The sequence below is a fragment of the Marinobacter shunpengi genome (assembly GCF_045449715.1).
Taxonomy (GTDB): domain Bacteria; phylum Pseudomonadota; class Gammaproteobacteria; order Pseudomonadales; family Oleiphilaceae; genus Marinobacter.
In genome coordinates, this window is record NZ_JBJJLA010000027.1 from 69061 (window position 1) to 86911 (window position 17851).

Annotated in this window: 13 protein-coding genes; 12 read left to right on the forward strand and 1 reads right to left on the reverse strand. The window is 63.2% G+C overall.

Annotation, left to right across the window (positions count from 1 at the left end; all coding sequences use genetic code 11):
* The first annotated feature begins 76 nt into the window (after positions 1–76).
* Both ACJO3T_RS18930 and ACJO3T_RS18935 read left to right on the forward strand, forming a co-directional pair.
* On the forward strand, positions 77–460 hold the full coding sequence (locus ACJO3T_RS18930) for a DUF2237 family protein (RefSeq protein WP_406965370.1): 384 nt from the start codon (positions 77–79) through the stop codon (positions 458–460).
* Positions 460–2595 (forward strand): tRNA(Met) cytidine acetyltransferase TmcA, encoded by a 2136-nt coding sequence (locus tag ACJO3T_RS18935; protein WP_406979482.1) that lies wholly within the window; start codon positions 460–462, stop codon positions 2593–2595. Before ACJO3T_RS18930 ends, ACJO3T_RS18935 begins: the two co-directional genes overlap by 1 nt.
* Before the next feature lie 47 nt (positions 2596–2642).
* On the opposite strand, the gene ACJO3T_RS18940 is transcribed toward ACJO3T_RS18935, so the two are convergent.
* Positions 2643–4625, reverse strand: coding sequence for a serine/threonine-protein kinase (locus tag ACJO3T_RS18940; RefSeq protein ID WP_406979484.1), 1983 nt, complete (start codon positions 4623–4625; stop codon positions 2643–2645).
* Positions 4626–5186: 561 nt separating this feature from the next.
* Between ACJO3T_RS18940 and tagH the strand changes: the two genes are divergently transcribed.
* The 10 genes from tagH to tssC all read left to right on the forward strand — a co-directional run bounded on the left by tagH (position 5187) and on the right by tssC (position 17831).
* Entirely contained in the window at positions 5187–6341 is a 1155-nt protein-coding gene (gene tagH / locus ACJO3T_RS18945; protein WP_406979485.1) for a type VI secretion system-associated FHA domain protein TagH, read from the forward strand.
* A gap of 7 nt (positions 6342–6348) precedes the next feature.
* The gene (gene tssJ, locus ACJO3T_RS18950) at positions 6349–6810 is read left to right on the forward strand and encodes a type VI secretion system lipoprotein TssJ (protein WP_406965375.1); all 462 of its coding nucleotides are present in this window, start codon (positions 6349–6351) and stop codon (positions 6808–6810) included.
* 49 nt (positions 6811–6859) lie between these two features.
* Positions 6860–8182 carry a type VI secretion system baseplate subunit TssK gene (gene tssK, locus ACJO3T_RS18955; RefSeq protein ID WP_406979486.1) on the forward strand — a complete coding sequence of 441 codons (1323 nt, stop codon included), beginning with the start codon at positions 6860–6862 and terminating at the stop codon, positions 8180–8182.
* Positions 8183–8222: 40 nt separating this feature from the next.
* On the forward strand, positions 8223–9533 hold the full coding sequence (gene tssL, locus ACJO3T_RS18960) for a type VI secretion system protein TssL, long form (protein WP_406979488.1): 1311 nt from the start codon (positions 8223–8225) through the stop codon (positions 9531–9533).
* 16 nt (positions 9534–9549) lie between these two features.
* Positions 9550–13077, forward strand: a complete 3528-nt coding sequence (gene tssM / locus ACJO3T_RS18965) for a type VI secretion system membrane subunit TssM (protein ID WP_406979490.1) — start codon at positions 9550–9552, stop codon at positions 13075–13077.
* Positions 13078–13098: 21 nt separating this feature from the next.
* Positions 13099–13773 (forward strand): type VI secretion system-associated protein TagF, encoded by a 675-nt coding sequence (gene tagF, locus ACJO3T_RS18970; protein WP_328189669.1) that lies wholly within the window; start codon positions 13099–13101, stop codon positions 13771–13773.
* 4 nt (positions 13774–13777) lie between these two features.
* The gene (locus tag ACJO3T_RS18975) at positions 13778–14563 is read left to right on the forward strand and encodes a PP2C family protein-serine/threonine phosphatase (RefSeq protein ID WP_406979491.1); all 786 of its coding nucleotides are present in this window, start codon (positions 13778–13780) and stop codon (positions 14561–14563) included.
* 51 nt (positions 14564–14614) lie between these two features.
* Positions 14615–15760: a type VI secretion system protein TssA gene (gene tssA, locus ACJO3T_RS18980; RefSeq protein WP_406965385.1), complete on the forward strand. Its 1146-nt coding sequence runs from the start codon at positions 14615–14617 to the stop codon at positions 15758–15760.
* 65 nt (positions 15761–15825) lie between these two features.
* The gene (gene tssB, locus ACJO3T_RS18985) at positions 15826–16335 is read left to right on the forward strand and encodes a type VI secretion system contractile sheath small subunit (protein ID WP_406965387.1); all 510 of its coding nucleotides are present in this window, start codon (positions 15826–15828) and stop codon (positions 16333–16335) included.
* Positions 16332–17831, forward strand: a complete 1500-nt coding sequence (gene tssC / locus ACJO3T_RS18990) for a type VI secretion system contractile sheath large subunit (RefSeq protein ID WP_406965389.1) — start codon at positions 16332–16334, stop codon at positions 17829–17831. The genes tssB and tssC overlap by 4 nt, the downstream gene beginning before the upstream one ends.
* Positions 17832–17851: the final 20 nt, after the last annotated feature.

Below are 17851 nucleotides of genomic sequence, written 5' to 3' on the forward strand. Positions count from 1 at the left end.
CAGGTCTTTGGTGCCCCCTGACACCCGGGCATCCTTGCCCCATAATGGCGTCTCATTTCAGACAAGGAGCGACAGCATGGCAACGGTACTGGAAGAGTCGGTCAACGTATTGGGTGAGACCCTGGAGGCCTGCGGCAACGACCCGGTCACCGGATTCTACCGGGATGGCTGTTGCAACACCGGTCCTGACGACCTGGGCAGTCATACCGTCTGCGTCGTGATGACGGACGAGTTCCTGGCGTTCTCCCGGGAACGGGGCAACGATCTCAGTACGCCCCGGCCGGAGTTTGGTTTCCCGGGGCTGCGGGCCGGTGATGGCTGGTGTCTGTGCGCGCCTCGCTGGCAGGAGGCGTTCGAAGCGGGAAGTGCGCCGAGAGTCCGGCTGCGGGCCACCCATCGGGGTGCCCTGGAATCCTGCGATCTGGCCGACCTGAAACGGTTTGCGGTGGACCTCAGCTAGTGTCCCATGATCCCTGGCAGACCCTGGCGTCGCAGTTGGCCGTCCGGGGCGAGCGGCGGCTGGTGCTGATCGAGGGCGGGCGTGATCAGGCGGTGGCCTGCGTGCGCCGCATTCTGGGCCAGCTTGGGCCGTCCGCAGGCCTGTGGGTTGGTAGCAAGGAAGACAATCCGCATGCGTCCCTTGACACCTTGGCCGCCGGCCAGATCCGTCAGCGACTCGGCACCGAAACGCCGGTGGTGGTATGGGACGGCTGGCAGGGCAATCCGCCGGACGCCCTGGCCGCCATCACCGGTACGTTGGTGGCCGGTGGTCTCTGGTTCTGGCTGATGCCGCCGCTGGACCAGTGGGGCAGTTATCCTGACCCGGACCATGCCCGCATGGGCTTGCCGGAGGACGGTCATCATCCGTTCCTCGCCCGCCTGGCGAGAATCATTGACGCCTCCCCGTCCGTTATCCGGTGTGCCGCAAATAGCGATGATGTACCGTCGCCACCTTCCATTCAGAACCATGAAAACGCCCCATTCCGGGTGACTGGAACACCGGACCAGGACCGCGCCATCGAGGCCATCATGCGAACCGGCCAGGGCCGTCGGCGGCGACCGCTGGTAATCACCGCCGACCGGGGGCGTGGCAAGTCCGCGGCCCTGGGCATGGCCGCCACCCGTTTGTTACAGGGTGGGCGTGAGCGAATCCTGGTGGTGTCGCCCCGCAAGGACAATGTGGCAACGCTGTTCCGTCATGCCGCCAGGGAGGCCGGGCTGGATCATCAGGAGCAGACCCGCCTCCAACTGGCGTGCGACGCAACCCTGGAATGGCTCCCCATTGATGACCTGCTGGCCCGTCGACCGGAGGCGGAGCTGATCATGGTGGACGAAGCCGCCGCTATCCCCGCGCCCCTGCTTAGGCAGGTCCTGTTGGGGTGGCCCCGGGTGGTGTTCTCCACCACCGTGCATGGCTACGAAGGCTCCGGTCGCGGATTCAACCTCCGTTTCCGCGCGGTACTGGATCGGGAGACGCCCCACTGGCAGTCGTTGACCCTCCGACAGCCGGTGCGTTGGGCCGACAGTGATCCACTGGAGCCGCTGGTGAACCGGCTGTTCCTGCTGGATGCGGAAAACCCCGGGGCCGAAGCCGGGGAAGACATCACCATTGAGTCATGGCGACCGGATGAAGCCAGCGAGGCGACACTGGCCCAGGCGTTCGGCCTGCTGGTGGACGCTCACTACCGCACCACACCATCGGACCTGCGCCAGTGGATGGATGATCCGGAAGCGGTGACTCTCGTGGCCAGACGGCAGGACACCATCGTCGGCGTGTTGTGGGCCACGGTGGAAGGCGGCCTGGAGCCGGCCCTGGCGGATCAGGTGCTCCGGGGCGAACGTCGGTTGAAAGGTCACCTGCTGCCCCAGTCCCTGGCCAACCACGGCGGTGATGCGCAGGCTGCGACGCTGCGTATGCTGAGGGTGGTGCGGGTGGCGGTCCATGATGGCCGCCGCCGCCAGGGGATCGGCCAGCGGCTGCTGGCAGCGGTCACTGAAAAGGCTGAGACCGCCGGGCTCGATGCCATCGGCACCAGTTTCGGCGCCGCCGTTGAGCTGCTGCCGTTCTGGCAATCTGCGGGCTTCGCCACGGTCCGGCTGGGGATCAGTCGGGAGGCGAGTTCCGGCGAGTATGCGGTGCAGATGTTGCGGGGGCTGTCAGAAGCCGGCAAGGCTGCCCAACAGCGCCTGTCCTCAAGATTCGCAGAGCAGTGGCCAGTCCTGTTGCCGGTGATCTGGGCATCGCTATCAGCCGAGCTGGTACTGGCCATCAGCGCCGACCTGCCGCCGGCACCACCACTCGCGGATCAGGAAATCACAGAACTGGAAGCCTTTGCCCATGGTCACCGGGGATTTGAGTTGACCTTGCCGGCGTTGAAGCGGCTGACGGTCCAGACTGATGTTAGCCGGCAACTCTCGGAGTCAATCGGTGCCCCCTTGTGGATTCACGGTATCCTGCAGAACCAGTCCTGGCACGGAGCCCGTGAACAGGGGCTGTGCTCAGGAAAAAGGGACGGCGAGTCGCAACTGAGACAGTTGGCTGCCGATCTGTTATTCAGAGGCGCCTTGTCCAGCGCCAACAATGGCAAAGAGTAGACCAGCAGGTAAGCCAGACGGGACTGGGACGTTTCGGGCGCCAATCATCACGGCGCACGCATCAACTCCCTGGCCCGCGACAGCAACGGCTGCGCCTGCCGCGTCCGGTTGCGGGCCAGCATGCTGTCGGCCATGGCCAGGTAGGCGTCGGACAGTTGCTGGCGGATATCCGCCAGGGGCTCGAAGGAGGGGGGCAGTCGGTTCAGTACCGCGATCATTTCCTCGTAGACCTTGTCCAGCTGGTCACGGCTGCCGGCATTGGCGATCTCGTCGCGCCAGCGTTCAAAACGGTCGGCGTAGAAGTCCTCCGCCGCCTTGGCCGGGAACACCGCCTGGTCGTTGCCGTTGGCGATCGCCGCGTAATAGGTGCCCAACTCCTTGATGGACGACTCCATGGATGCGGCTCGGGTCAGCTTCTCGGCAACCCCGGGCTGGTCGGCGAACAGCTGCTCGCCCAGGATCAGCAGGCGGGCCAGGGCGGCGTCGTTGTCGGAGTCCAGGGCTTCCGTGAGTTGCTGGTCGAACTGTTCCGTGGCCTGCTCCGAGGGTGCGGCAGGGGCTGCTCCGATCAGTTGCAGGTCCCGGGTCAGTTCGGTGACATCCTCCCAGGCCTGCTGGCTGCGATAATCCCCTTCGTCCAGACGGGTGGTCAGTTCGTCACCCAGCGCGGCTTCCAGGGACTGGCGGCGGCGGACAATCCGTGTTTCCAGTTCCGCCAGTTGGTGGTCCCGGGGGTAGACTCGCTGGGCTTCTGTCAGCAGATCCAGGGCGGCGGGGATGTCGGGCAGTTCCTGCCCGCTGCGGCCGCCGACGAGGATGCCGTTGATCTGCGACAGGTACCATTCCAGCAGGCTACCGGACTGTTGGCGCAGGATGCCGTTGCGCTCCAGGGAGGGCAGGGTATCCACCTCCTGTAGCAGTTGTTCCGGCGGCAATCCGAGGATCCGGCTGATGTTGGCCTGGTGCTCGTCCTTTTCCGCCAGAGCCTGCTCCGCAGCCATGGCCCGGGTGTATTGCTGGTGCCAGAGGAAACTGGCTCCCACCGCCGCGGCAATCACCAGTACCGAGGCCGCCCAGGGTTGCCAGCGAAGCGGCTCCATGCGCCGTTGCAGCAGTTCCAGGGAGCTGTAGCGCGGGTCGTAGCGCAGGTTGCGCTTGACCACGCGCCAGAAGCGGTGAGGCATACTCTTGGGTTTCTTGAGCTTGTAGCTGCCCAGTTCCTCCAGGCTCAGTTTCTGCCGGTCGAAGGGGTGCCGGGACGACAGCAGTTCATAGCTGATACAGGCCAGGGCGTAGAGGTCATCCTGGGGCGACGGGTCCTTGCCGTCGATCAGCTCCGGCGAGGCGTAGGCCGGTGTATAGCCGTAGATGGAGGTCTCGTCCTCGGTACGGGGGTTCAGGTAGTCCTCCGGCTGCTGGGCCTGGAGGGCCCGGGAGACGCCGAAGTCCAACAGCTTGATGCGCCCCTCGCGGGTAAAGAAGATATTGGACGGCTTCAGGTCGGCGTGCACGATGCCCTGACTGTGGGAGTACTCCAGCGCCTCCGCCACCTGGCGCAGTACCGCCACACAGCCTTTCCATTTCAGCCCGTTGGGCTTGGCCCGCTGGATGATGCGGGACAGGGGCTCGCCCTCCAGCATTTCCATGACCAGGAACCAGGTATCCCCATCGTGGTTTAGGTCGTGGATGCGGATGATGTTGGGGTGCGACAGGCGCTTGGACTTGGCGGCCTCCCGGGCCAGCAGGCTGCGGGCGCCGGGGTCGCGGGTCAGGCTGGTGCGCAGGATCTTCAGGGCCACCAGGCTGTCCCGGGAGCCGGACTTCTCCAGGTTCTGGTCCACGGCCTTGTAGACATCGCTCATGCCCCCGGAGGCAATCAGCGACACGATCCGGTAGCGGCCATTCAGGACAAGCCCCAGGCGCTTGTGGCGAGGACTTTCCGGCGCGTCCTGGTCCCGTTCCCCCTGGGGCTGGAAGCCCGGGTTATGGGTTTGGGTGCTGTCGTCAAGAATGGTGTCGTTGGCGTCCATCCGGAGATCCTTACCGCTCTTCATCCATGGATTAGCGCCGGAGACCTGCGGAATTAGGGTGGCAGACTCCACGGCGCCTGTAACTGCCCGGGCGCTGCCTTGGTCCGGCGTATTATTCATGCCGGCCGGGCAACTCGCACCGGTTGTTGCTGGTGACGTCAATCAGGGAGGCTGCAAGGAGGGGCCGGGCCAGCGTACTGAGTCGGCATGGTCACGCAGACGGGTTCTTGAATGGCCTGGTGACGATTCCTCATGCTCCCTGAGGATTAAACTTCCTGAAAGTCGAATGCTATTCAGGTTGAGTGCATCAAGTCAAGCGGCCTGCTTTCCTTAAAGGTCGGTAATGTGACGCATCTCCAGTTATGTATGATCAGGCGATCCCAGCCCGGGACAACCGTGATTGACATTGGCGGGGACACTGAATAATCTCTGTGCGGTCGGTCACCCGGAGCCCTTCGGGCGTCACCGGTTCACCCAGGATGTACCTGCGTCGCAGGTCGGGAATGCGCGCCAGCCGCCAGGCTGTCGGGCCAGGACAGATGTCAAAGGAAGGATAGGCTCATGGAACTCGAGCTCGCCATCACCAGTTATCAGCGGCTTTCACCCGCCGTTACCTCCATCAGACGGTTCGCGCCGGGGCAGACCTGGGTGGTCGGTCGTTCGGACTCCTGCGACTGGCACCTGCCGGACCCGGGCAAGGTGATTTCCTCCCGTCACGCCGAAATCCGTTCCGAAGGCGGGCGTTTCCTGATTCGCGACACCTCCACCAATGGCGTCTTTATCAACGACGGCCAGGAGCCCCTGGGGCGCGACGCCGAATCACCGATCCGGCACGGCGATCGCCTGCGTTTTGGCGATTATGAGATCGCCGTGAGCATTGCCGGCGCGGACACCCCGTCAGACAGTGCCGTCCAGGCGCCATCCGCTGCCCCTCGGCAGCCTGAGTCCTCGCCATCCCCTTTGGCCAGTGGGCTGTCGGACCCGATTGCCGAGCCGGCCAAGCCTGAGCAGGACAGCAGTGACATGAATGCGGTTCTGGCGTCCGGCCTCAACGAACGATTCCTGGGTGACAGCCATGTGGATATGCCCAAGGCGGAAATTCCGGACCAGTGGGACTGGGGAGCCGTGTCCGGACCCGACGAGGAACGGGAACGCACCACCAAAACGCAGGTTGATCAGTTGCAGGCCCTGCTGGACGGTCTGGGGCTGGGGGGCATGGAATCCGCCTCGCTGACAACGGACCAGTGCCGTGCCCTGGGGAATCTGACCCGGACCCTGCTGGATCGACTGCTGGACCTGCTGCATATGCGGGCCCGTCAGAAACAGCAGCTTCGGGTCAAACAGACGCTGTTCCAGCGCAGCGAGAACAATCCCCTGAAATTTTCAGCCACCTCCAGTGATGCCCTGGAAAGCCTGCTTTTCCGCCGGCACCCGTCCTTCCTCGGTCCCGAGGAAGCGGTGTCCCAGGCATTCAGTGATGTGGTCAATCATGAACGCGCCCTGCTCGTGGGCGTGGAAGAAGTGATCCGGGACATCCTGCAGCCCCCCTCTGGCAGTGAGGAGAGCGGGTTGTTCCAGAAACGCAAGGCACTGGCGGCGGTGCATCAGCGGCGCCAGCAGCACCTGCAGGAATACGGTGATGCCGACCGTATGCTGCGCAGCGATACTTTTGTGGACGCCTATGAAGTGGCGGTGAGTCGTAGTGAAAGGGAGTAGTCAGACAATGCGATGGTTTCAGTGTTTGTTCCTTGTCGGTGTGGTGCTTTTGAGCGGCTGTACGGTGGCCAATTATGTGGTCGACCCGTATACCCGAATGAGCTTCCAGGCCAGCGACGACATCAACCCGGATGGTTCCGGGCGGGCGTCACCACTGGTTATCCGGATCTACGAGCTGCGCAGCGTGGACACCTTCCGCAGTGCCGGCTTCTTCGATCTGTACGACGAGCCCGAAGGAGTCCTCGACCGGGATCTGCTTTCCATGAGCGAGGTGGTACTGCGGCCGGAACTGGTGGAAAAACTGCCGGAAAAAAGGCTGGATGAGAACACCCGCTATATCGGCATCGTGGCGGCCTTCCAGAACATCGACGACGCCGAGTGGAAGATGATCCTGGATGCGAACCCCCAGGGGTACAAGGACATAAAAATTGCCGTTGATGGTCTGGAGATGACCCGGGTCCGCGACTGAGTCGCGCCACCAGAACCGCGAAGTTTTACACACGAAAGGACAGCACATCATGGAACGATTGGCCAAGGTCGCCTGGTCTGAGGGCATGTTGCTCAGGCCCCAGCATTTCCAGCAGCAGGACCGGTTCCTGTATCACGCTGCCTGCCAGCGGCACAATCTGATGAATCCCCACGGCTACGGGGTGCGGGAACTGGTCATGGACCAGCAGGCCCCGGCCCTGGGCCAGATCAGCCTGGTGAAGGTTACCGGCATCTTTCCCGATGGTATGCCCTTCGCGTTTGACCAGAGCGACGGCCTGGAACTGGAAGTGCCCGGTGACGCCCGGGACGAACTGGTCTGGCTGGCGGTGCCCACCGAGCGTCAGGCCGGCGTCAATATCGCCGTGCAGGACCAGGGGCAGGTCGCCCGGTATATGTTCCAGGAAAGCAGCGTACAGGACGACTCCGACGAGAGCGGCGAAGAGGAAACCCTGGGCCTGGCACGCCTGAACCCCACCCTGCGCATGGGCCGTGAGGACCTGTCCGGCTACGCCGCCATCCCGGTGGCCAGGGTGGTGGAGGTCATCGCCGACAAGGAAGTGCGGCTGGACCGAAATTTCATGCCACCGTGCCTGGATATCGAACGTATTGCGCCGCTGTCCTCCCTGGTGCGGGAGTCCCTGGCCATGGTCAAACAGCGGGCCAAGGCCCTGGCCGGGCGCATGCAAAAGGGCGCCGAGCAGTCCACCACGCTGTTCGATGTGCTGATGCTGCAGACCCTCAACCGCTGGCAGCCCACCCTGGAACACCTCAAGGACAGCCCGCTGGTCCATCCCGAGCGGTTCTACGAGCTGGTGGTCACCCTGATCGGCGAGCTGGCCACCTTTACCCGTGCCGAGAAGGTGCCTCCCAAGCTGCCGGAATACCGCCACGACCGGCTCACCGAAACCTTCGGCGACCTGGCGGCGGCGCTGAGCCAGTCCCTGAGCACGGTGCTGGAGCAGACCGCCGTGGCCCTCAAGCTGGAAGAGGCGCAGTTTGGCATCAAGGTGGCACCACTTACCGACAAATCCATGCTGGAATCCGCCCAGTTTGTGCTGGCGGTGCAGGCTGACCTCACCACCGAGGATATCCGACGTCGCCTGCCGGCCCAGATCAAGCTGGGGCCGGTGGAGCACATCCGTGACCTGGTCAACAACCACCTGCCGGGTATCGGTATCAGCGCACTGCCGGTGGCGCCGCGACAGATCCCGTTCCATGCCGGCTATCACTACTTCCTGCTGGACAACAAGAGCGACCGCTGGGAACAACTCAAGCAGAGTGGCGGCCTTGCGCTGCACGTGTCCGGCAACTATCCCGGACTCAAGCTGGAACTCTGGGCCATCAGGCAGTAGCCCGTTTCAGGGACGTTGAGCATCAGACAGGGACGATGACATGAACGACAGTACCGTAATCAAGCCCAGGCCGGGGGCCCGGCAGGTAGAACCGAGGCCCGACCGGCCGTCCGCCGACGATGACCGCACCTTGCTGTCATCACCGTCCGGGGGCGCCACCGATGGCGGTTATCCCACCGAATCGGCCAGTCGCTTCCGGCTGCCATCCACCCAACTGGGGCCGATCTGCGATGAGGCATCGCGCCTGCTGTCGGTGGCCAACCGCCTGTCCCGTGCGGAAAGCGTGGAGGACATGACCCACCTGCGGCGCCAGTGCATGGACCTGGTGCGTGAATACCGGGCGGCCCTGAAGGCGGCGGACCAGAGCCCGGAAACCGTCGATGTGGCGTCCTACTGCGTCTGCGCCCTGCTGGACGAGATCGTGCTGAACAGCACCTGGGGGCAAAGCGGCCAATGGGCGGCGGCATCGCTGTTGTCGGAGTTCCACTCCCAGACCTGGTCCGGCACCCACTTCTTCGAGCTGGTGGACAAGGCCCGCCGCACCTCCAACATCCCTCTGATGATGCTGCAGTACCTGTGCCTGTCCCTCGGGTTCAAGGGGCGTTACCGGGTGGAAGAGCGTGGCGAGGAGCAACTGGATATCCTGCGGGACTGTCTCTACCACGAGATCTGCGCCGATCAGGGCCGCTTCACCACTCCGTTCGACCGTGGTTGGGAAGACCGGGTAACCCCCGGAACGGGCCTGACCCACGGCGTGCCCCTGTGGGTGGGGGCGGCCATCTGCGCGGTGGCCCTGCTGCTGGGTTACCTGTGGCTGACCCATCAGCTCAATACCTATGCCGAGCCGGTGCTGGCAGACCTGAATCAGGTCGGCATTCCCGAGCGTCCCGCCCAGGAGGGGCCAGGCAACCCGGACGACCTGCGTTACCTGCGGCAGATGTTGCAGACCGAGATCGATCGCGGACTGGTGGAACTGGACGGCGAAGGTTCCGGCACCCGCCTGCGCATTGGTAACGAGGCACTGTTCGACTCCGGCGGTGTCGATGTCAGTGAGGACATGGTGCCGGTGATCAGCAAGATTGCCCGGGCCCTGGAATCCACCAGTGGCTCCATCCTGGTGACCGGCCATACCGACAACCGGCCCATCGCCACCAGCCAGTATCCGTCCAACTGGCACCTGTCGCTGGCGCGGGCCACCTCGGTGTCGGACATGCTGGGGCGCAACGGCAACCTTAAGGGCCGGCTCTGGCCGGAAGGCCGGGGTGAAGCCGAACCGCTGTTCAAGAACGATACCGCCGAGAATCGCGCCCGCAACCGTCGCGTGGAAATCCTCCTGGTCCCGGAAACTTAAGGAAGAGGTCTGAGTTATGGCATGGATTCGCCGGATAACCGGTTTTATCACCTGGCGCAGGGTATTCCTGTTCCTGGGCCTGCTGGCCCTGGTGCTGCTGATCTGGTTCGGTGGCCCGTTGCTGGCCATCGCCGACTACAAGCCCCTGGCTTCGGTCACGGCACGGCTGGTGTTCCTGCTGTGCCTGGTCATCGTGTTCCTGGCGGTCAGCCTGTGGCGGGCCCGCCGCCAGCGCAAGGACAACGAAAAGGTCGTCACCGAGATGATGGCGGGTAACGAGCAGGACGAGTTGCTCAAGGAGGAGATGGAAACCCAGCGCAACAACCTGCGCAAGGCCCTGGCGCTGATGAAACAGTGGAAGCCGGGGCGGTTCCGCTCCGTCTACGAGTTGCCCTGGTATATGATTATCGGCGCTCCCGGCTCCGGCAAGTCCACCGCACTGCTCAACTCCGGCCTGGAGTTTCCCCTCAAGAGCGAAATGGGGCTGGACTCGGTCAAGGGCGTCGGCGGTACCCGATACTGTGACTGGTGGTTCACCAACCGCGCCGTCATCATCGATACCGCCGGTCGCTACACCACCCAGGAATCCGGCGACAAACGGGATGCCAAGGGCTGGAAGTCGTTCCTGGGGCTGCTGCGCAAGTACCGCTCCCGTCAGCCTATCAATGGCGTGATCCTGTCGGTGAGCGTGGCCGACCTGCTGGAACAGACACCCACGGAACGCCAGCTCCATGCCCGGGCCCTGAAGCAGCGGGTGCAGGAGTTGCGCAACCGCCTGGGGGTGGTGTTCCCGGTCTATGTGCTGCTCACCAAGTTCGACTTGCTGGAAGGCTTCTCCGATACCTTCGCCATGCTCTCGGAGCAGGAGCGGGAGGAAGTCTTCGGCATCACCTTCGACCTGCATTCGGTCCGTGATCCGGAGCAGCTTCCGGCCAGCTTCGAGCAGGAGTTCGATGGCCTGCAGGAACGCCTGAGTCACTTCCTGCTGCACCGGCTGCAACAGGAACGTACCCCGGAAACCCGTCGGCGTATTTACCAGTTCCCCAAGCAGGTGGCCCTGCTGAAGGCGCCGCTGTGGAATCTGATGAAGGAAGTGTTCTTCCCCTCCGCCTACGAGGACGTGCCGTTGCTGCGGGGCATCTATCTGGTGTCGTCGGAGCAGGACGGTCGCACCAGCGACAAAGTGTCCTCGCTGGTGGATCGTCAGCTCCGGTTGAACGTGCCGGGCCACGGGCGTCCCGGCAATGGCCTGCCCAGCGACGGTTTCTTCCTGCATCGCCTGTTCGACAGCATCATCTTCTCCGAATACGGCCTGGCCATGGCCGATGGCGCCAAGGACCGGCGGTACCGGCGCCTGCGTCAGGTGGCGGTGGCCGCCATGGTGCTGGTGACCGCCGGTATCGGTGCTTCCTGGTACCTTGAGTACCAGTGGAACCGGGACCTGATTGCCACCTACCGTGGCGATATGGATCAGCTCCAGGACGACATGAATCGTCTGGAAACCAGTGATGGCAACTGGCTGGTGCTCAACGACACCCTGAACACCGCCGCCCACATGCCCGGTGTGATGGGTACCCCGTTACCTGAAGGCGGCAACTATCCGCTGGGCTTCTTCCATAACGGCGCGCTGGCCCAGGCGGCGGAAGGGGCTTATGGGCGGCTGTTGCAGTATCGCTTCGCGGACGGCTTCCGCCAGTCCATGGAAGGCGAGATTGCCGCCAACCTGGGTAACCTGGATTACCTCTACGAGAGCCTGAAGACCTACCTGATGGTCAGCAATCGCGAGCATTTCGAGCAGGTACAGGTGGAAGCCTGGTTCGAGTTCATGCTGGCCCGTCAGATTCCCGGTGAGGTCAACCGGCCGTCAAGGGAGGAGCTTGGTCAGCACCTGGGGCAGTACCTCGCCCTGAACCACAATATCCCGGCGGATCGGGAACTGGTCTCCCGGGCCCGCGGCGAACTGACCGCCATGCCCCTGGACGAGCGGGCTTACCAGCGCATCCGTGCCGATGCCCTGGGGGCGGGGCTGCCTGAGTTCACCGTGAACAAGGTGCTGGGTACCGTGGCCGAGGAGGTCTTTGAACGGCGGTCCGGCACGCCCATGCGGGAGGGCATTCCCGGGCTGTATACCGCCAACGGCTACCGTGGCCTGTTTGAAGCGGAACGGGACCAGGTGGTTGGCCATCTGCTGGAGGATTCCTGGGTCTACGGAGAGGAGACGGAGGACTTCCGCAACCTGGATGAGGGGCGCATCAAGCAACTGGTGGAGGATCGCTACTTCCGGGACTACATCCACGCCTGGGAGCAGTTGCTGGCCGACCTGCAGGTGCGCCGCTTCGACAATACCCGTGAGGGTCGTTACCTGATGAGCCTGCTGTCCGGCCCGGAGGCGCCCATTGACCGGCTGGTGGAGGCCATCCGTTTCAATACCCGCCTTTCCGTGGAGGAAGAAGGCAGCGCAGCAGCGGGTGAAGCGATGGGTAATGCCGGCGACATGGCGCAGGAAGAACTGCGTCGCAAGAGCCGCGCCTTTGACCGAATGAGCCGGATCATGCCGGAAAACATGATTGCCGAGCATGAGCTGACGCCGGTGGACCGGGCCTTCCGCCCCCTCCATGACGTGAGCGAGGAAACCCTGGGCACCATCAAGGACCGGGCCCGGACCATGGCCCGCTACCTGGCGGAGCAGGACCAGGGTATGTCCGAGGCCTATGCCACGGTGTCCCGGTCTGACTTCGACAATGCGGTGAAAACCCTCCACGCGGCCATTGGCAACAGCCAGTCGCCCCAGTTGCAGACCTGGCTGGGGGAAGTGCCCGGGGATGCCCGGCGGCTGGTCAAGGTGTCCTCCACCCGGCGGGTGAATGACATCTGGCGGTCCAATGTGTACCGGGAGTATCAGGACGCCATCGCCGGACAGTATCCGCTTGCCCCCCAGGCGGACGCGGAAGTCGCCCTTGCGGATTTCGCCGCCTTCTTCGGCTATGGCGGCGTGCTGGACACCTTCTTCCAGGATCACGTGGCCGAGCATGTGGACACCGGCACATCGCCCTGGTCGTTGTCGCCGGCGGCGGGTATCCGCCAGTCGAGCCTGCAGGTGTTCCTGCAGGCAAGGCGCATCCGTGAGGCCTTTTTTATCAATGGCACCCAGACACTCAAGGCGTCCTTCACGCTCAAGCCGGCCTACCTGGATGGCCGGGTGGCCAAACTGCAGCTGAGGATCGGCGACCGGACCCTGGGCTATCGCCATGGTCCCCCGCGGACTGTGGCCTTTGACTGGCCGCTGCAGTCCGGGTCGGGCGTGCGGGTGACCATGACCCGTGGTACGGGAACCGATACCGCCATCCAGGCAAACTTCGGTGGTGACTGGGCACTGTTCCGATTCCTGGGTGCCTACGGTGGCCTGTCGGGCTCCGGCCGCAGCCGCAACGTGGATATCCTGTCCGACGGTTACCTGGCCACCCTGGAGATGACGCCGGATTCAGTGAAACACCCGTTCGATCTGTCGGTGCTGAACAACTTCCGATTGCCGTCGAGACTCTGATAATAACGAGGACAAGCCATCATGAGTTGGGGATATATGGGAAAGGTGCCGGGTCGGGGAGACTTCCTCACCCACAATGTGCACCCGGAAATCCGCGACCTGTTCTTCGAGTGGTGTCAGGCCAGCCTGGCGGTCAGTCGTGACCAGTTGGGGGATAACTGGATGGACGCCTACCTGACAGCGCCCATCTGGCACTTCTGTGCCGGGCCCGGGGGCATGGCGGAAACCGGCGTGGTGGGCACCATGATCCCCTCCGTGGACCGGGTGGGTCGCCATTTCCCGTTCCTGGCCGTGGCGGATTATGACGGTGTGGCCATGGATGCCTGGCGTCACCCGGACTGGGCGGCGGCCATGGAGGACTGTATCCTGGCGGTGCTGGACGACGGCTGGGAGGAAGAACCCTGGCGCCAGAAACTGGTGGATGTGGCACTGCCCGCGTCCGACAGCAGCCGTCTGGCGTGGCCGGTTACCGAAGGCAACCTGATGATTCCGGGCGCGGCCAGGGAGTCCGAATGGCTGGATGCCCTGTTGCGGCGCCAGAACGGGTTGGCTGTCTGGTGGACGCAGGGCTCGGCATTCGTGGAGCCGGCCACCCTGCTGACCGATGGCCTGCCCAAGGTTGGGCAATTTGCAGCGATGATGGTGGGAAAGTGGCAGAATCATGGTTGGCAGCAGGCAGAACTTGAGGAGCAGTAACACCATGCAGGCGGAGTCCGTGGCGTTTACCCATCGGGGAGCGGTCCGTGACCACAACGAAGATGCCTTCGTTGAGTTCACCGACTGTGGGCTCTGGGTGGTGGCGGACGGCATGGGGGGTTATCGCGCCGGGGATGTGGCCAGTCAGCTGATCTGTGACACGGTTACCAGTGCCCGGCGGCGACATGACGGTATGCTGGGCAAAGTTGAGCTGGAGCAGGCAATCCAGCAGGCCAACCAGCGTATCCGGCGATTCGGTCGTGAAGAACTGGGTGGCCAGACCCTGGGGTCCACGGTGGTGGCACTGTTGATCGAAGGGGACGCGTACCACCTGTTCTGGGCCGGCGACAGTCGCTGTTACCGGCTCAGGGACAACGAGATGACCCAGCTTTCCCGTGACCACAGCCAGGTGGCGGATATGGTGGAACAGGGAGTGCTGGACGAGCGTGAAGCGGAACGCCACCCGCTGGCCCATGTGATTACCCGGGCCCTCGGTGTGGATGACAGCCTGACCCTGGACTACCGGTCCGGTCAGGTGGAGCCCGGTGACTACTTCATGCTCTGCAGTGACGGTGTCAGCAAGGAGCTGGAAAATGCCGAGATCAGGGCGTTCCTGAACGGCGGCCCGATCCACGACGTCAGTCAGGCGATGATGCACTCACTGCTGATTAAGAAATGCAATGACAACATCACCTGTATCATTGTTAAAGTACCTGATCGTTGCTATAGTCCCGGCGACGTGACCGGAGGGGACGATGAGACGATCCCGATGAAAGTCCGGTTATCGTAACGTGAAGGAACACGATTGAAGGATCAATGGAGTACGACGGCAGGAAGCCTCATGACAGATCAAACCCCCCATCTTCTGGACATCCCCTCACTACTGGCTGATATCTCCCAGGATCAACCCTGTGGCGACGATACCCGTGAGGACGCCTCTCCCGCATCGCCTTACTTCACCCTGAAGGATCTGCGCAGTCAGGCCCGTGCCCTGGAACGTCAGGTACTCGCCGACGATGAAGTGGTCCAGGTTCCGCAATGGCGTGAAATGGCCCGGGAGATCCCCGTACTGCTTACCGAGCGTACCAAGGACCTGGAATACGTGGCCTGGCTGATTGAAGCCCTGTGTCGCGAGCACGGTTTCGTCGGTCTGGCGGATGGCTTCATGCTGGCCCGGGAACTGCTGCTGAACCACTGGGATAACCTCTATCCCGCCCCCGATGAGGAAGGGTTTGCCACCCGCATTGCGCCGCTGGTGGGCCTGAACGGCCTGGATGCCGAAGGTACCCTGATCCAGCCGATCCTCTCGGTGCCCCTGTTCCAGTCCGACGATGGCGGTTCCTTTGCCACCTGGCACGCCGAGCAGGCCGCCGAGGTTGGCCGCCTGGACGAAGAGCGGGCCCTCAACCGCATCAAGGCGGGTGCTGCCTCCCCGGATGAGCTTACGACAGCGGTTGCCAGTACACCGGTCGAGGAACTGGCCTCTACCCGCGAGGCTATCCATCGCGCCCAGCAGGCCTTCAGTGAATTGTCCGATGTGATGGACGAGGTGATGGGCGAGCCGCAGCCCACCACCAATGTCCGGCAGGCCCTGGATCGTTGCCTGGCTGTGTTGTCCCATCACGCCGGTGCACGTATCGATGAATGGACCCGGCAGCATGCCCCCGAGCCCGTCGCCGAAAGTGGCGTGGACAGCGATACCGACTCCGCTGAGGAAGCGTCCGATGGCGCCGCGCCGGCCCGCAAGGTGGATCCGGTGCAGGTGGCTATTGAAAGCCGGGCCGAGGCGTTGGCGGAGTTGCGCCGGCTGTCGGATTTCTTCCTCAAGACCGAACCCCATTCCCCGGTGTCCTATGCCATTCGCCAGGCCGTGCGCTGGAGCGACATGTCATTGCCGGAATTGATGCAGGAACTGATTGACGACGGTGGCGCCCGCGATGGGTTCTACCGTCTGACCGGAGTGCCGGCCCCCGAGCCGCGGGAGTAAATAGCGGCACCAGAGGGCCTGATCACAGGCTCGCTAACCAGTGAAGCGCTACAGGAGACAGAGACATGGACAGCATTCACGACAAACTATCCAGGGTCCGGAAACCCCGGGTACACATTACCTATGATGTTGAAACCGAAGGGGCAATGGTCAAGAAAGAACTCCCCTTTGTGGTCGGTGTCATGGGGGATTTCTCTGGCAATAACAGTGACAGTCCCAAGCCGCTGAAAGACCGCCGGTTTATCCAGATCGACCGGGACAACTTCGACGACGTCCTGCGCCGTATGGCTCCCAAGCTCAGGCTGAAGGTCGACAACAAGCTTTCCGATGATGACTCCCAGATCGCCGTTGATCTGGCATTCAACTCCATGGACGACTTCCAGCCGGCTGCCGTGGTTAACCAGGTGGAACCGCTGCGGGAACTGATGGAAACCCGTAACAAACTGCGGGACCTGATGACCAAGGTGGACCGTTCCGAGGAACTGGAAGAGCTGCTGGAGCGGGTCCTGAACAATTCCGACGATCTGCAGAAGCTGAACGCCGATCTTGGTGAGACAGAGGGGGACAAGGAATGAGTGCCGAAACCCAGGCGGCGGAAAACGAAGCCGCACTAGCCGAAGAAGCATCACTGAGTCTGCTGGACCAGGCCATTGGCGCCACCAAGCAGACCGAGAGCGACCGCGCCCGGGAGCTGATCCGCACGCTGGCGGACGAAGCCATGAAGGGCACGGTAACCTGGAACAAGAACCTGACCATTACCTTCCGTCAGGCCATTGCCCAGATCGACAAGCTGATTTCCACCCAGTTATCGGAAATCATGCACCAGGAGGAGTTCCAGCAACTGGAAGGCACCTGGCGTGGTCTGCATCACTTGGTGATGAACTCTGAAACCAGCGCCACCCTGAAGATCCGCATGCTCAACATGAGCAAGAAGGAGCTGCACAAGGATCTGTCCAAGGCGGTGGAATTCGATCAGAGCCAGGTCTTCAAGAAGATCTACGAATCCGAGTTCGGTACCGCCGGTGGCGAACCCTACGGCGCCATGATCGGTGACTACCAGTTCACCAACCACCCGAACGACATCGAGACCCTGAGCCTGATGTCCAACGTGGCGGCTGCCGGCTTCTGTCCGTTCATCTCCGCCGGTGGTTCCGGCCTGTTTGGCTTTGATGACTGGACCGAGCTGTCCAAGCCCCGGGACCTGGAGAAGGTGTTCGAGTCCCTGGAATACACCAAGTGGCGTTCGTTCCGTGAGAGCGAGGATTCCCGCTTCGTGACGCTCACCATGCCCCGGGTGCTGGCACGACTGCCCTACGGTCAGGCCACCCGTCCGGTGGAGGAGTTCGGCTTCGAGGAATTCGAGGTGGATTCGGATACCGGTATGGCGGTCGAGCCCGACCACGAGGACTACTGCTGGATGAACGCGGCTTATGTCATGGGCAGCCGCATGACCAACGCCTTCGCCAAGTACGGCTTCTGCACCGCGATCCGTGGCGCCGAGGGCGGAGGCAAGGTGGAAGGCCTGCCGGCTCACATCTTCCAGAGCGACGATGGCGACCCGGACCTGAAGTGTCCCACCGAGATCGGCATTACCGACCGTCGTGAAGCGGAACTGAGCAAGCTGGGCTTCCTGCCCCTGTGTCACTACAAGAACACGGATTACGCGGTGTTCTTCGGGGCCCAGACCTGTCAGCGTCCGAAGATCTACGACAACCCGGATGCTACTGCCAACGCGGCCATTTCCGCCCGCCTGCCGTACATGATGGCCACCTCCCGGTTTGCCCACTACCTGAAGGTGATGGCGCGGGACAAGATCGGTTCCTTCATGGAAGCCGAGGACGTGGAACACTGGCTGAACCGCTGGATCCTGAACTACGTGAACGCCTCAGAGGGCGGTGGTCAGGAAATCCGCGCCAAGTTCCCGCTGGCGGATGCCCGGGTGCAGGTGCGTGAGATTCCGGGTCGTCCCGGCTCCTACAATGCCATCGCCTGGCTCCGGCCCTGGCTGCAGATGGAGGAACTGACCACCTCCCTCCGTATGGTCGCCAAGATTCCGGAAATGGGTAACTGATCCTGGCGGGTGACATCCCC